General features: G+C 72.2%; 15 protein-coding genes. 10 read left to right on the top strand and 5 right to left on the bottom strand.

Annotation, left to right across the window (positions count from 1 at the left end; genetic code table 11):
* Window positions 1-14 precede the first annotated feature (14 nt).
* A complete protein-coding gene (locus DZA62_RS24165; RefSeq protein WP_198664123.1) occupies window positions 15-1115 on the top strand; it encodes a ferrochelatase in 1101 nt (366 codons plus the stop codon).
* Window positions 1116-1138: 23 nt separating this feature from the next.
* Window positions 1139-1942, top strand: coding sequence for an inositol monophosphatase family protein (locus DZA62_RS24160; protein WP_198664122.1), 804 nt, complete (start codon window positions 1139-1141; stop codon window positions 1940-1942).
* 1153 nt (window positions 1943-3095) lie between these two features.
* Here DZA62_RS24160 and DZA62_RS24155 read toward each other — a convergent pair.
* Together DZA62_RS24155 and DZA62_RS24150 are read right to left on the bottom strand one after the other, a co-directional pair.
* Complete coding sequence (locus DZA62_RS24155) at window positions 3096-4292, bottom strand: ABC transporter permease (RefSeq protein WP_116951501.1); 1197 nt, start codon at window positions 4290-4292, stop codon at window positions 3096-3098.
* On the bottom strand, window positions 4292-5230 hold the full coding sequence (locus DZA62_RS24150) for an ABC transporter ATP-binding protein (protein WP_116951500.1): 939 nt from the start codon (window positions 5228-5230) through the stop codon (window positions 4292-4294). Before DZA62_RS24150 ends, DZA62_RS24155 begins: the two co-directional genes overlap by 1 nt.
* A gap of 271 nt (window positions 5231-5501) precedes the next feature.
* Here DZA62_RS24150 and DZA62_RS24145 point away from each other — a divergent pair, with 271 nt between their 5' ends.
* Complete coding sequence (locus DZA62_RS24145) at window positions 5502-5801, top strand: DUF4193 domain-containing protein (protein WP_116951499.1); 300 nt, start codon at window positions 5502-5504, stop codon at window positions 5799-5801.
* A gap of 60 nt (window positions 5802-5861) precedes the next feature.
* On the opposite strand, the gene DZA62_RS24140 is transcribed toward DZA62_RS24145, so the two are convergent.
* Window positions 5862-6320, bottom strand: coding sequence for a DUF3093 domain-containing protein (locus DZA62_RS24140; protein ID WP_116951498.1), 459 nt, complete (start codon window positions 6318-6320; stop codon window positions 5862-5864).
* A 95-nt stretch (window positions 6321-6415) separates the two neighbouring features.
* On the opposite strand from DZA62_RS24140, the gene DZA62_RS24135 reads away from it, so the two are divergent.
* The 5 genes from DZA62_RS24135 (at window position 6416) to DZA62_RS24115 (ending at window position 9423) form a co-directional block, all read left to right on the top strand.
* Window positions 6416-6979 carry a PaaI family thioesterase gene (locus DZA62_RS24135; protein ID WP_232827588.1) on the top strand — a complete coding sequence of 188 codons (564 nt, stop codon included), beginning with the start codon at window positions 6416-6418 and terminating at the stop codon, window positions 6977-6979.
* Complete coding sequence (gene dut, locus DZA62_RS24130) at window positions 6976-7491, top strand: dUTP diphosphatase (RefSeq protein ID WP_116951497.1); 516 nt, start codon at window positions 6976-6978, stop codon at window positions 7489-7491. Before DZA62_RS24135 ends, dut begins: the two co-directional genes overlap by 4 nt.
* Before the next feature lie 19 nt (window positions 7492-7510).
* A complete protein-coding gene (locus DZA62_RS24125) occupies window positions 7511-8230 on the top strand; it encodes a DUF3710 domain-containing protein (protein ID WP_116951496.1) in 720 nt (239 codons plus the stop codon).
* 76 nt (window positions 8231-8306) lie between these two features.
* A complete protein-coding gene (locus DZA62_RS24120) occupies window positions 8307-8699 on the top strand; it encodes an OB-fold nucleic acid binding domain-containing protein (RefSeq protein WP_198664121.1) in 393 nt (130 codons plus the stop codon).
* Between the two features lies 1 nt (window position 8700).
* Window positions 8701-9423 (top strand): DUF3159 domain-containing protein, encoded by a 723-nt coding sequence (locus tag DZA62_RS24115; RefSeq protein WP_116951495.1) that lies wholly within the window; start codon window positions 8701-8703, stop codon window positions 9421-9423.
* An 84-nt stretch (window positions 9424-9507) separates the two neighbouring features.
* Here the strand turns inward: DZA62_RS24115 and DZA62_RS24110 are convergent, their stop codons facing one another.
* Together DZA62_RS24110 and DZA62_RS24105 are read right to left on the bottom strand one after the other, a co-directional pair.
* Window positions 9508-10173: a potassium channel family protein gene (locus DZA62_RS24110; RefSeq protein WP_116951494.1), complete on the bottom strand. Its 666-nt coding sequence runs from the start codon at window positions 10171-10173 to the stop codon at window positions 9508-9510.
* Window positions 10173-10838 carry a potassium channel family protein gene (locus DZA62_RS24105; RefSeq protein ID WP_116951493.1) on the bottom strand — a complete coding sequence of 222 codons (666 nt, stop codon included), beginning with the start codon at window positions 10836-10838 and terminating at the stop codon, window positions 10173-10175. Before DZA62_RS24105 ends, DZA62_RS24110 begins: the two co-directional genes overlap by 1 nt.
* 158 nt (window positions 10839-10996) lie before the next feature.
* Here DZA62_RS24105 and DZA62_RS36495 point away from each other — a divergent pair, with 158 nt between their 5' ends.
* On the top strand, window positions 10997-12931 hold the full coding sequence (locus tag DZA62_RS36495; RefSeq protein WP_408619522.1) for an APC family permease: 1935 nt from the start codon (window positions 10997-10999) through the stop codon (window positions 12929-12931).
* Window positions 12928-14157 carry a class I SAM-dependent RNA methyltransferase gene (locus DZA62_RS36490; protein ID WP_198664135.1) on the top strand — a complete coding sequence of 410 codons (1230 nt, stop codon included), beginning with the start codon at window positions 12928-12930 and terminating at the stop codon, window positions 14155-14157. The genes DZA62_RS36495 and DZA62_RS36490 overlap by 4 nt, the downstream gene beginning before the upstream one ends.
* Window positions 14158-14160 lie beyond the last annotated feature (3 nt).

The raw sequence follows: 14160 nt of genomic DNA, 5'->3' as shown, positions 1-14160 counted from the left end.
CTTAGGCTTTCATGGTGAGCATCACCGATCCGTACGACGCCCTTCTGGTCGTCTCCTTCGGCGGTCCGGAGGGGCAGGACGACGTCATCCCGTTCCTCGAGAACGTCACCCGCGGCAAGGGCATCCCGCGTGAGCGGCTGGAAGAGGTCGGCGAGCACTACCGCCTGTTCGGCGGGCGCAGCCCCATCAACGACCAGAACCGCGCGCTGATCGCGAACCTCGAGCACGAGCTGGCCGAGCGGAAGATCTCGCTGCCGGTCTACTGGGGCAACCGCAACTGGGACCCCTACCTCGCCGACGAGCTGGCTCGCATGCGCGACGACGGCGTCCAGCGGGTCGCCGCGTTCATCACCAGCGCGTACGACTCCTACTCCGGCTGCCGGCAGTACCGCGAGGACCTGTGGCGCGCGGTCCAGAAGGTCGGGCCGGGCGCGCCGCGCATCGACCGGCTGCGGCACTCCTTCGACCACCCCGGCTTCGTCACGGCCAACGCCGACGGCGTCGTGGGCGCGCTGGGCGACCTGCCCCGCTCGGTCGCGGACTCCGCGCGCATCGTCTACGTGACGCACTCCATTCCGGACACCATGGCCGAGACCTCCGGCCCGGCGGGGGGCGCGTACGTCGCGCAGCACCTCGCCGTCGCGTCCGCCGTCAGCGCCCAGGTGGCCGCGCGGACCGGGGTCGAGCGCGAGCACGACCTCGTGTACTGCTCGCGCAGCGGGCCGCCGTCCATGCCGTGGCTGGAGCCGGACGTCAACGACCACCTGGCGGCCTTGGCGGAGCAGGGCGTCGAATCGGTGGTGCTGGCGCCCATCGGGTTCCTGTCCGATCACATGGAGGTCGCGTACGACCTCGACACCGAGGCGCTGGCGACGGCGAAGGAACTGGGCATCGCGGCGGCCCGGGCGGCCACCGCCGGCACCCACCCCGACTTCGTCGACACCGTCATCGACCTGCTGCTCGAGCGGGCCGCCGGCGAGCGCGGCGAGTCCGTCGTCCGGGCCAGCATCGGCGCCCCCGGCCCGGCCTCCGACGTGTGCCCGGGCGGCTGCTGTCCCAACCTGCGGGAAGACCGCCCCGCCCTGTGCGGCGTCGACTCGCCCCCTTATCCGTGACGTCCCCCGCTGGAGGATCCCCTGTGACGGCCGACCCCGCCGACCTGCTCGTCCTGGCCGAGAAGACCGCCCGCGAGGCCGGTGACCTCGTCCGCGACAAGCGCGAGGCGGTGGAGCGCATGGCCGTCGCCGGCACCAAGTCGACGCCCACCGACGTCGTGACGGAGTCCGACACCGCCGCCGAGGCGCTGATCCGGTCGCGGCTGTTCGCCACCCGCCCCGACGACGGCTTCCTGGGCGAGGAGGACGGCTCCGTCATCGGCTCCTCCGGAGTCGACTGGGTGGTCGACCCGATCGACGGCACCGTCAACTACCTCTACGGGATCCCGCAGTACGCGGTCTCCATCGCCGCCCAGATCGACGGCGTCGTGCGGGCGGGTGTGGTGCACAACCCGGCCAGCGGCGAGACCTGGACCGCCGTGGCCGGCGGTGGTGCCTGGCTGGACGGGCGCCAGGTGCGCGTGTCAGCCTGTGCGTCGCTGTCGTTGGCGCTGGTCGGGACCGGTTTCGGCTACGACGCGGTGCGGCGGGCGCGGCAGGCGGCGGTGCTGCTCGAGGTCGTGCCGGCCGTACGCGACATCCGGCGGGCAGGCGCGGCGGCGCTGGACCTCTGCGCGGTGGCCACCGGCCGGCTGGACGCGTACTACGAGCGCGGGCTGAACCCGTGGGACCTCGCCGCGGGCGGCCTGATCGCCGCCGAAGCCGGCGCGGTCGTGGGTGGCCTGCGCGGCGCACCGGCCGGGAACGACCTGGCGATGGCGGCGACGCCCGGAGTGGCGGCCGAGCTGACGGCGCTGCTCGAACGTCTTGGAGCTGATCGCGACTAGGCCGCCGTCGCCCTGCCGTGTGCCGCTGTCGGCAGTTGGCCGGGGATCGCGAGTGGGCCGTCCCCCTGCTGCCCATTCTTCAAGCCGCGAACGCGCGCCTCAATCGGACTGTTGGGCGCTTCGCGCCGGCGATGACCGCTTGACCCGCGGCCCCGCGGTCCCGCGGTCTCAGAACTGGCTGCTATCAGGGGCGGGGGAAACGCGGGCACAGCCCGCTGTGCACGGTGCACCGTTCGTCGATGACCGGAGTTGTCCTCGATGTCGGTGGCCGTGGTCCGGGGTGTCGGGGACGGTCCGGGGTGTCGGGGACGGTCCGGGGTGTCGGGGACGGTCCTGGCGGTCGGGGACGGTCCTGGCGGTCGGGGACGGTCCTGGCTATCGGGGACGGTCCTGGCCGTCGACGTGGGTCGGTGTGCGTCGGTGGGGTGGCGTGGGTGTCCACGTGGTGAGATTTCGCGGTGATTCGGTGGCCATCACCAGGCGTTCTCCCGCTCTACCAGGCGTGCATTCCTGGTGAAGCGGGAGAACGCCTCGTGATGCACGTGATCGTGGATGATCTTCGCTGTCCACAGGCCACGCCGGACCGGGGCAGCGGCCGGCGGCTGACCGGGGCGACCGTTCACGCCGGACCGGGGCAGCGGCCGGCGGCTGACCGGGGCGACCGTTCACGCCGGATCGGGACTGCGGGCGACCGTGCGTCGGGACGGCCCTCGCGGCGGTCCGGATCGAGACGACGGGCGACCGTGCGTCGGGACGGCCCTCGCGCCGGACCGGGACGACGATTGCGGGGGTGCAGGCGTGCCCAGACTCGCCCCGTCCCCCAGAGAGCTGCCAGTTCTTGGACCGCCGAGTCGTGGGTCAAGCGGTCATCGTCGCGCGAAGTGCCATTCAGTCCGCTCGAGGCGCGGTTGCGCGGCTCAGAGAATGGGCAGCAGGGGGACGGCGACGGTACGGTGCCCGGCGCACGGTACGCGGGCCCAACCAGGTCCGTCTGCCCACGGGTACACCGGACCGACGCGGCGACACAGGAGCGACGTCAGGCCCACGCGCGTACGCCGGAAGCCGCCGAATCGCGGGCTCGGCCTGCGCGGATACGTCGGGCCCACGCGAGCACGCCACGCGCCACACGGCCAGCCCCCGGCGGCGGCGAAGCCTAGGAACTCACGCGCCGCCGAGCGGCCCACGCGTCCTTCAGCGACACCTTGGCGCCCATCCGGAGCACCGCTCCTTCGTAGATGCGCGCCGCCAGCACCACCAGCACCGCGATCAACCCGACCATCAGGGCCAGCGCCAGCCCGACCTCCCAGGCCGCGGCGTCGCCGCTGGCCATCCGCAGCGGCATGATCAGTGCGCTGAACGGCGGCACGACGCTCAGGACGCCGGCGAAGGCGGCGTCCTGGTTGAGGAACACGTAGAACGCCCCGAAGTACGACACCATCATCAGCGTGTTCACCGGCGTGGTGACGTTCTGCAGATCCTCCTGCCGCGAGATGCGGGCCGCGGCCGCCGCCGACAGCGACGCATAGGCGGCGAAGCCGAGGACGAACCAGCCGAGCGCCGTCAGGACCGGTGTGATCATCGGCCCGCTGAGCTCCAGTGCGCCCAACGCCGACGCGAGCACCAGCCCCAGCCCGCCGATCAGCGCCAGCTGCACCAGCCCCAGCAGCCCGATGCCGACGACCTTCCCGGCCAGCAGGGCCCGCGCCGGGATCGTGGCGAGGATCACCTCGACCACCCGGCTCGACTTCTCTTCGACGACGCCCATGGCGACCCACATCGAGTAGGTGATGAGCTGGCCGAACAGCACGATGGTGCCGAAGAACGCGATGCCGCCGCGGGTCTCGCGCTCGTCGGCGTCGGGATCGAGCGTGACGGTCTGGAGGGTCGCCGACGTCAGCGCGGCAGACACCTCGTCAGGGTCGATGCCGGCCGATTCCAGCGCCCGAGCACCCTCGACCTGGCTGTACGCGTTCTCGAGGACGGCGCGCAGGGAGCTGTCGAGCGACTGGTCGACGACGACGGTGTCGCCGTCGAGGTAGGCGTCGATGTCGCCGTCGCGGACGGCCTGCTCGGCCTCGTCGGCGTCGGACACCGGCCGGAAGCTCACCTCCACGTCGGCGACCGTGGCCTGCCGCGAGACGGCCTCCTGCAGGCCGGACGGCTCGCCGACCAGCGCGACGTCGTAGCTGCCGGTGCCGAAGTCGGTGAACCGGGGGAGCAGGACGACCACCGCGATGATGCCCAGCGTGATGAGCAGCGAGATGAAGAACGACCGTTCCCGGATCCGCTGGCCGAACTCGCGCCTCGCGACGAGCGTGGCGGCCTCGCGGAACGACAGTGGGCGCGACATCAGGCGACCTCGACCTTCTCGGGCCCGGCCGGCGCGGCGGCCGGCTCGGCGACGACGGAACGGAACAGGTCGGCCAGCGTCGGGCGCACCGGGGTGAACTGGTGGACGGGGCCCAACGCGCGGGCGGCGTCGAGCAGGGTCTGGTCGCCGGTCGACGGCGGCAGCTCCACCACGGCGCTGCGCTGGCCGTTCTCGACGACCGTGAGGCCGGGCAGCGCGGCCGCCAGCGACGCCGTCCAGCCGGGCGGCGCGCCGATCTCCAGCCGGTAGCGGTTGGCGGCGGTGCCGCGCAGCTCGTCGACGGTGCCGTCGGCGACCAGGTGACCGGCCCGGATGATGCCGACCGCGTCGCACAGCCGCTCGACCAGCTCCAGCTGGTGGCTGGAGAACACCACGGCGGCGCCGGCGTCGACTCGGGCGCGCAGCACGGCAGCCATGGAGTCGACGCCCATGGGGTCGAGGCCGCTGAAGGGCTCGTCGAGGACCATGACGGTGGGATCGTGCACGAGCGCGGCGGCCAGCTGCACCCGCTGCTGGTTTCCGAGTGAGAGCGATTCGATGCGATCTGACGCACGTTCGCTCAGAGCGAGCGCCTCCAACAGGTCCGATGCGGCCTTGCCGGCTGTGATGCCTGCCACACCGTGCAGCCGCGCGAGATAGACCAGATGCTCGTGCACCTGCATCTTCGGGTACAGGCCGCGCTCCTCCGGCATGTAACCGAACTCACGCCGGATGTCCTGGTCGAGCGGGGTGCCGTTCCAGCGGACCTCGCCGCTGTCGGGCTCGAGAACCCCCAGGACGATGCGCATGGCGGTGGTCTTACCGGCGCCGTTGGTGCCGACGAAACCGTACATCTGCCCTGGTCGGACCGTGAACGAGAGATCGTCGAGGGCCACGACGTCCCCGTAGCGGCGCGACAGCCGGTCGAGTTCGAGCATGCGCTTCCTCTCAGAACAGGACGATCCGTTGACAGCCTCTCGCCTGGAATGGTGACATCCCTCGTCCCCGAGAACGGTGTGATCCGTCGGTCCAGAGGACGACACGAATTCCCACAGGGTGGGGTGCCGTGCCAACGGGGTACCGCATCAGGCAGAATCTCCCGCTCGGAGCGGGCACAACCGCGGGCCGTCGTGCGTTACGGAGGGGCACGGTGTCCAAACCGGCCCGGCCACCTGCATCACGACGCGCCCAGTGAGGGGGAATAGATCAATGGCAACCGACTACGACGCGCCACGCAAGACCGACGAGGATCTGTCCGAGGACTCGCTGGAGGAACTGAAGAACCGGCGCATGGACAAGTCGTCGGGCATCGTCGACGTCGACGAGTCCGACCTGAACGAGTCCATGGAGCTTCCCGGAGCGGACCTCTCGAACGAGGAGCTGGCAGTCCGAGTGCTGCCGCGGCAGGCTGACGAGTTCACCTGCTCGCAGTGCTTCCTGGTGCACCACCGCAGCCAGCTGGCGAAGGAGAAGGACGGGATGCTCATCTGCCGCGACTGCGCGGCCTGAGCCCGCCCCTTCATCGAAGACCGGCGCCAGACCCCGCGGTCGGCGACCGACGTCTTCCCCTCACCGGCCGGTCGTGTGACGCGCCGCCTCGAGTTCGGCCACGAGCCGCTCGGGGCGGCGCGTCGACACCAGCCAGTAGGGAGTGGGGTCGGCGTCGTCGTCGACTCTGATACGCACCACCCCCGGCACGTATCCGCGGATCGCCACGTAGGCGCGGCGGTCGAGGCCGGGGCCACGGGCCGCCCGGGCCTCCTCCCCGGTGAGCGCCTCGGCCGCGCCGGTCGCCGTCAGCGGCAGCCGGGCCCGCCCCACGCTGACGCCGTCGTCACCGACGGTGATCGCCAGCCGGCCGTAGAGCAGCAGCGCCACGGCGCCCAGCGCGAACACGGCGCCGGCCACCGGCAGCGACACCCTCGGTCCGTAGACCTGGTCGTAGACCAGCCAGGCCGACGCGGCCAGGCCCGCCAGCAGCAGCCACCATCGGACCGGTGCCACCAGGCGTTCGCGGTAATGGGTCATTGCAGCAGACTGCCACGCACCGTGGAGGTGGACCCCGCGGGCCCAGTGTTCAGGGTGTCACGGATCGCGGAGCCGAACGGGTAGGGTCGTCGATCGTGACTGAACGGCAGCACGGGGAGTCGCGTCCGCACGACGCGATCGAGCGGCATCCCGACGCGCCGGCACCGGGCAGCACCATCGCCTCGCACTACCGCATGTGCGTCGGTTGCGGCCCGGACCACCCGACGGGGCTGCACGTCACCGTCGTCGCCGGTGAGGGCCTCACCGTGGCCGGCACGTTCACCGTCACCGACGACCACCAGGGCGCGCCCGGCCTCGCCCACGGCGGCATCCTGTCGCTGGCCTTCGACGAGGTGCTCGGCTCGCTGATCTGGCTGATCGGCAAGCCCGCGGTCACCGGCCACCTGGAGACCAGCTACCGGCGTCCCGTCCCGGTCGGCACGACGCTGCACATCGGCGCCGCGGTCGACCGCGCCGAGGGCCGGAAGATCTTCATGTCCGCCGTCGGCCGCGAGAACGCCCCCGACGGCCCGGTCAGCCTCACCGCGTCGGCCGTCTTCGTCGTCGTCCCGCCCACCCATTTCACCGACCACGGCCGCCCGGTGGCCACGTCGGAGCTGTCCGAGGCGGCCGCGAAGGTCGCGGAGGTGAACCCGTGACTGACCCGACCGACGCACTCTTCTCCGCTGACGGCGGACGTCGGCTGGTCGACGTCCTCATCACCCGGCTGGACCCGGAGGTGCCGCTGCCCGGCTACGCGCATCCCGGCGACGCCGGCGCCGACCTCGTCACGACCAGCGACGTCAGCATCCCGCCGGGTGAGCGGGCCATGGTGGGGACGGGCATCGCGATCGCCCTGCCCGCGGGATACGCTGCATTCGTCCACCCGCGGTCGGGTCTCGCGCATCGGCTCGGGGTCAGCATCGTCAACACTCCGGGCACGGTCGACGCGGGTTATCGGGGCGAGATCAAGGTGGTGCTGGTCAATCACGACCTGCGGGAGCCGGCGGTGTTCGCACGCGGCGACCGCATCGCCCAGCTCATCGTCCAGCGCGTCGAGCAGGCCCGGTTCCACGAGGTGGAGCGGCTGCCGGGCTCGGCGAGGGGCGACGGCGGGTACGGGTCGACGGGCACGGCAAGCCAGGCCGGCGGCAACGCCGGCGTTCGATAGACGTAAGGGGACGGTCAGGGTGTGGGGACGGCGGCGCCGCGGCGGCGATGAGGACGAGCTCGAGGTCGAGGAGACCACGCAGGCCGCCTCGACGGCGTCCGGCTCGGAGCCCGGCGAGTCCGGGTCCGATGCGGACGACGGCGAGTCGCCCAAGAGCGACCGCTCCGGCGGCCCGCTCGACGAGTCCGAGGTCGACCTCGACGAAGCGCGCCAGGGCCGCGTCGACCTCGGCGGCCTGCTGGTCAAGGCCGCGCCCGGCATGAAGCTGCAGCTGCAGGTCGACCAGCGCACCGGCAACGCCACCAGCGCCGTCCTCGCCATCGAGGACGCCGCGGTGCAGCTGATCGCCGTCGCCGCGCCGCGCAGCTCCGGGCTGTGGGACCAGACCCGGCTGCAGATCACCCAGGACGCCCAGCGCCGGGGCGGCCGCGCCGAGGAGGCGACCGGCCCGTTCGGCACCGAGGTCCGGCTGGTCGTCCCGGTACAGGCGCCCGACGGCAAGCAGGTGCTGCAGCCGTCGCGGGTGTCGGCCATCGACGGGCCGCGCTGGATGCTGCGGGCCACGTTCCTCGGCAAGGCCACCAACGACGCCGCCGTGTTCCAGCGGTTCGTCGAGCTGGTGAAGGAGACGGTCGTCGTCCGCGGCCAGTCGCCGATGGCGCCCGGCGACGTCATCGTGCTGAAGCCGCCGGCCGGCACCCGCCCGCCAGCCGACCCGTCCGCGCCGCTCCAGGCCTGACCTGGCCGTTTGCCGGGCGGAATATCCTGTAGATGTGGGAGAGCACGTTGAGCAGGACCCCGCCCGGGGAGGGCTCGTGAAGACCGAAGGAACCACCGCGCGCCGCGGACTCTGGGGCGCCATCACCCGGTGGGTCGCCTCCGACGAGGAGGTCGAAGCCGAGGAGCTGCGCGACGACGCGCGCGAGGCCGGCTGTCAGCCGCTGGCCGGCGTCGAGGATCGCACCACCGTCCGTGTTCGTGGCGTGCTGCAGTCGGTCACGCTGCAGCCTCGCCTGGGCACCCCCGCCCTCGAAGCCGATTTGTACGACGGCTCCGGTGCGGTGACACTGGTCTGGCTCGGCCGGCGACGCATCGCCGGCATCAGCTGCGGACGCCGGCTGGTCGCGACCGGACGGGTGGCCACCCTCGACGGCCGCAGGGTCATGTACAACCCACGATACGAGCTGCTGCCCGCAGGCATGGAGTGAGATGAGTCAGAGCGATCCCGGCGCCCCCGACCCCACCGGCCGGCCGAGCTGGATCCAGGCCATCGCGTCCGACGAGCGGTTCCGCCCCAAGGACGTCCTCGGTCCCGCGGCTCTGCTCGACGCCGGGCTGCCGCTCGCCCTCTTCACCCTCGTCTACACCGCCGCCGGCCGCGACCTCACGCTGTCGCTGTGGGTCGCGGTGGCGTCCGGCGTCCTGCTCGGCGTCGTCCGGCTGCTGCGCAAGGAGCCGCTGCAGAACGTCATCGCCGGCTTCCTCGGCGTCGGCCTCGCCGCGTTCATGGCCAGCCGCACCGGCCGCGCCGAGGACGTGTTCCTGCCCGGCCTGCTGATCAACGTCGGCTACGGGCTGGCCTACCTGGTGTCCATCGCGGTCCGCTGGCCGCTGCTCGGCGTGTTCGTCGGGCTGGTCACCGGCCAGGGCATGGCCTGGCGACAGGACCCCGCGCTGGTGCGCGCCTACACGCAGGCCAGCTTCCTGTGGGTGGGTATGTTCGCGGTGCGGCTGGCGGTGCAGGTGCCGCTCTACCTCGCCGGCGAGGACCAGATCGGCTGGCTGGCCGGCGCCCGGCTGGTCATGAGCTGGCCGCTGTTCCTGCTGGTGGCGTATCTGTCCTGGCTGATCATCCGACCGGCCTACCGCGCCCACCAGGAGCGCCAGGCGCCCGCGCAGCCGCCCTCCAGGCCCGACTCCCTCGACGGCTGACGCCGTCCCGGGCGGGCCGGCAGCGGTCCGGCCAGGGCGCGGACCACCGGACGCGGCGTCTGCCGCCATCGTCCGGCGGAGCCGTCAGCCGGTGTGCGGCGAGAGCAGGTCCTCGAGCTGCTTCTCCCGCTCGGGCGCGGCGACGAACAGCAGCTCGTCGCCGGCCTCCAGCGGCAGGTCCGGCAGCGGGCTGTGCACGTGCTTGCCGCGGATGATCGAGACCAGCGAGGTGTCGACCGGCCAGGCGACGTCCGCGACGGCCGTCCCGACGATGGGGGAGTCGGCCGGGAGCGTCAGCTCGACGAGGTTGGCCTCGCCCTGACGGAAGCTGAACAGCCGGACGAGGTCGCCGACGCTGACGGCCTCCTCGACCAGTGCGCTCATGATGCGCGGCGTCGACACCGACACGTCGACGCCCCAGGACTCGTTGAACATCCACTCGTTGCGCGGGTGGTTCACCCGGGCCACGACGCGCGGGACGCCGAACTCGGTCTTGGCCAGCAGCGACACGACGAGGTTGACCTTGTCGTCGCCGGTGGCGGCGATGACGACGTTGCAGCGGTCCAGCGCCGCCTCCTCGAGCATGGACAGCTCGCAGGCGTCGGCCAGCAGCCACTCGGCCTCCGGCACGCTGGCGGCCTTGATCGCCTTGGTGTCGCGGTCGATGAGCAGGACGTCGTGCCCGTTGGCGAGCAGCTCCGACGCGATCGAGCGGCCCACGTTGCCGGCTCCGGCGATGGCGACGCGCATCAGATCTCCACCTCCGGGTCCTTGGAGAGCACCTGCGCGGCGTACGGGATGCGTTCGGTGTTGACGAGGACGTGCACGAGGTCGCCGTCCTGGACGACGGTCGACGCGGTCGGCAGGACACCCTCGCCGTAGCGGGTGAGGAACGCGACCCGCACGCCGGACGCCTCCTCCAGCTTGTCGACGGTGTGGCCGATCCAGCCGTTGCTGACGTGCAGTTCGGCCAGCTGGACGGTCCCGGTGGGGTCGACCCATTCGGTCTGCGCGCCCTCGGGGAACAGCCGGCGCAGGATCTGGTCGGCCGTCCACCGCACGGTCGCCACCGTCGGGATGCCCAGCCGCTGGTAGACCTCCGCGCGGCCGGGGTCGTAGATGCGGGCCACCACGTTGTCGACGCCGAACGTCTCGCGGGCCACCCGGGCGGCGAGGATGTTGGAGTTGTCGCCGCTGCTCACGGCGACGAACGCGTCGGCGCGCTCGATGCCGGCCTCGATGAGCACGTCGCGGTCGAACCCGACCCCGGCCACCGTCGAGCCCTCGAAGCCCGGCTGCAGCCGCCGGAACGCCTCGGGGTTCTGGTCGACGATCGCGACCGTGTGGTCGTGCGACTCGAGGATGTGCGCGACGGTCGAGCCGACCCTGCCGCAGCCCATGATGACGACGTGCATGTGGTCCTTCCAACACTCACCGGGCGGCGCCGGGGGGCTCGCCGTGTCGCTGCCGACGTTACACGGCCGCCCCGAAAGGAATACCATTGCCGATCGTGCCGAGCCTCGGCGATCTGTCCAAGCGGCTGCTCATCGGTCGCAAGCTCCCCAGCGACCGCATGGGGCACACACTGCTACCCAAGCGGCTGGCCCTGCCGGTGTTCGCCAGCGACCCGCTGTCGTCGGTCACGTACGCCACGCAGGAGATCCTGGTCATCCTGACGCTGGGCGGGCTGGCCTATCTGACGTACACCCCGTGGGTCGCCGCGGTCGTCGTGCTGCTGCTCATCGTCGTCGTCGCGTCGTACCGGCAACTGGTGCGCGCGTACCCGACCGGCGGCGGCGACTTCGAGGTCGCCAACACCAATCTCGGCCCGACCGCCGGGCTCATCGTCGCCAGCGCCCTGCTGATCGACTACATCCTGACGGTGGCGGTGTCGGTCTCCGCCGGCGTGGACAACCTGATCTCGGCCGTGCCGGAGCTCAACGACTATCGGGTGCCCATCGCCATCGGCATCGTCGTCCTGCTCTCGGCGATGAACCTGCGCGGCATCCGCGAGAGCGGCATCGCGTTCGCGATCCCGACCTATCTGTTCATCGTCGGCATGGGCGCGCTGATCGTGTGGGGTCTGGGCCGGACGGTGTTCGGCGACGACCCGGTCGCGGAGTCCGCGCAGTACGACGTCGCCGCCGAGATGACCGACCTCGGTGGCATCGCGCTGATGTTGCTGGTCCTCCGGGCGTTCGCGTCCGGCTGTACGGCGCTGACCGGCGTCGAGGCGATCGCCAACGGCGTCCCGGCCTTCCGCAAGCCCAAGGCGAAGAACGCCGCCGCGACGCTGGCCATCATGGGCACGTTGTCGATCACGATGTTCAGCGGCATCACCGCGCTGGCCGTGATCGCCGACGTCCGCTACGTCGAGAACTCCTGCGACCTGGTCGGGTTCGACTGCTCGCAACCGCAGCCGACGGTCATCTCGCAGCTGGCCGAGGCGGTGTTCGGCGGCGACACCATCCCCTTCTACTACATCCAGGGCGCGGCGGCGCTGATCCTGATCCTGGCCGCCAACACCGCGTTCAACGGCTTCCCGCTGCTCGGCTCGATCCTCGCCCAGTACCGCTACGCGCCGCGCCAGCTGCACACCCGCGGCGACCGGCTGGTGTTCAGCAACGGCATCCTCGTGCTGGCGGTGCTGGCCGGCCTGCTGATCGTCGCGTTCGACGCGTCGGTGACCCGGCTGATCCAGCTCTACATCGTCGGCGTGTTCACGGCGTTCACGTTCGGCCAGACCGGCATGGTCAGGCACTGGAACCGGCTGCTCGCGGCCGGGCCCACCGGCGCCGAACGCCGGCAGATCCTGCGCTCGCGGGCGATCAACGGCACCGGCGCGATCCTCACCGGCATCGTCCTGGTCGTCGTGCTGATCACCAAGTTCACCCACGGCGCCTGGCTGGTCGTCGCCATGATGCCGCTGCTGTTCCTGCTGATGCGCGGCATCCGGCGGCACTACGACAGCACCTCCGAGGAGCTCGCGGTCGAGGACTGGCCGGCCGAGTCGCTGCTGCCGTCGCGCGTGCACGCCGTGGTGCTGGTGTCGCGGCTGCACAAGCCGACGGTGCGCGCCATCGCCTACGCGCGAGCGGCACGGCCGGACATCCTCGAGGCGATCACCGTCGACGTCGACGCGACGGCCACCGCCGCGCTGCTGGACGAGTGGGACCGCCACGACATCCCGGTGCCGCTGCGAGTGCTCGACTCCCCGTTCCGGGAGATCGCCCGGCCGGTGGTCGAGTACGTGCGGGCGATCCGCCGGGCCAGCCCGCGCGACGTCGTCACGGTCTACGTGCCCGAGTACGTGGTCGGGCACTGGTGGGAGCGCATCCTGCACAACCAGAGCGTCTTCTGGCTCAAGGGCCGGCTGCTGTTCACGCCGGGCGTCATGGTGACGAGCGTGCCGTGGCAGCTGCGTTCGGCGGCGGCCGCGAAGGCCAAGGCGAAGGCGAAGTCCGCGCCCCGCGCGCCGGGCGACGTGCGGCGAGGCGGTCCCCGCTGAGCGGGCGGACGCGCACGGTCCGTGGCGACTCCGTCGTCGGCACGGAGGTCGTGGTCGACGTCGGACCGGTCGCGCACGGCGGAGTCTGTGTGGCCCGGCACGAGGGCCGCGCGGTGTTCGTCCGGCACACGCTGCCCGGCGAGCGGGTGCGGATCCGCATCACCGAGGGCGGCACCGAGGACCGGTTCTGGCGCGCCGACGCGGTCGCCGTGCTCACGCCGTCGCCGGCGCGGGTCGAGCCGCCGTGTCCGTGGTCCGGTCCGGGACGATGCGGCGGCTGCGACTGGCAACACGTGCTGCTGCCCGCGCAGCGATCGCTGAAGGCGGCCGTCGTGGCCGAGCAGCTGGAACGGCTGGCCGGGCTGCGGCGCGAGGTGACCGTCGAGCCGGTCGCGTGCGACGCCGGCGGGCTCGACTGGCGCACGCGGGTGACGTACGCCGTCGACGGGAGCGGACGGGCCGGGCTGCGGGCGCACCGGTCGCATGAGGTCGTGCCGATCGACGCCTGCCGCATCGCGCACCCCGAGGTCCGCGCGGCCCGCGTCGAGGACGGCGAGTGGCCGGGCGCGGCGTCGGTCGAGGTCGTCGCCGCGAACTCGGGAGATCGCCAGCTGCTCGTCGACGGCGAGGTCGTCGAGGGCCGCGGGTACGTCGTCGAGGAGGCCGCCGGCCGCCGCTGGCGGGTCAGCGGCGGCGGGTTCTGGCAGGTGCACCCGGGAGCGGCGGACACGCTGGTCAACGCGGTGCTGGACGGTGTCCAGGCCCGGCCCGGCGAGACCGCGCTGGACCTCTACTGCGGCGTCGGGCTGTTCGCCGGTGCGCTGGCGCCGCTGGTCGGCAGCACGGGCACGGTCGTCGGCGTCGAGGGGTCGCGGCAGGCCGTCGCCGACGCGCGGCGCAACCTGCACGATGTCCCGTGGGTACGGCTCCTGACCGGGCGGGTCGACCGGGTGCTGTCAGGCTCCGGTCCGGCCGGCGTCCCGGCCGCCGCCGACGTCGTCGTGCTCGACCCGCCCCGCGAGGGCGCCAAAGCCGCGGTCGTGCGCCGCATCGCCGAGCGCGCGCCGCGCGTCGTCGCGTACGTGGCCTGCGATCCCGCCGCCCTGGCCCGCGACCTCGCCACGTTCGCCGGCCACGGCTACCAGCTCACCGGTCTGCGCGCGTTCGACCTGTTCCCGATGACGCATCACGTCGAATGCGTGGCGATCTTGCATCCGGCGAGCTGATCG

Source organism: Jiangella endophytica (assembly GCF_003427025.1).
Classification (GTDB): domain Bacteria; phylum Actinomycetota; class Actinomycetes; order Jiangellales; family Jiangellaceae; genus Jiangella; species Jiangella endophytica.
The sequence above is the reverse complement of the archived record's forward strand: the minus strand, read 5'-3'. Positions and strand labels throughout refer to the sequence as shown.

Coding starts and splice junctions, on each gene's coding strand:
- DZA62_RS24155 (WP_116951501.1), bottom strand. CDS start 4,292: ATGTCGCGCCCACTGTCGTTCCGCGAGGCCGCCACGCTCGTCGCGAGG.
- DZA62_RS24150 (WP_116951500.1), bottom strand. CDS start 5,230: ATGCTCGAACTCGACCGGCTGTCGCGCCGCTACGGGGACGTCGTGGCC.
- DZA62_RS24145 (WP_116951499.1), top strand. CDS start 5,502: ATGGCAACCGACTACGACGCGCCACGCAAGACCGACGAGGATCTGTCC.
- DZA62_RS24140 (WP_116951498.1), bottom strand. CDS start 6,320: ATGACCCATTACCGCGAACGCCTGGTGGCACCGGTCCGATGGTGGCTG.
- DZA62_RS24115 (WP_116951495.1), top strand. CDS start 8,701: ATGAGTCAGAGCGATCCCGGCGCCCCCGACCCCACCGGCCGGCCGAGC.
- DZA62_RS24110 (WP_116951494.1), bottom strand. CDS start 10,173: ATGCGCGTCGCCATCGCCGGAGCCGGCAACGTGGGCCGCTCGATCGCG.
- DZA62_RS24105 (WP_116951493.1), bottom strand. CDS start 10,838: ATGCACGTCGTCATCATGGGCTGCGGCAGGGTCGGCTCGACCGTCGCG.
- DZA62_RS36495 (WP_408619522.1), top strand. CDS start 10,997: ATGGGGCACACACTGCTACCCAAGCGGCTGGCCCTGCCGGTGTTCGCC.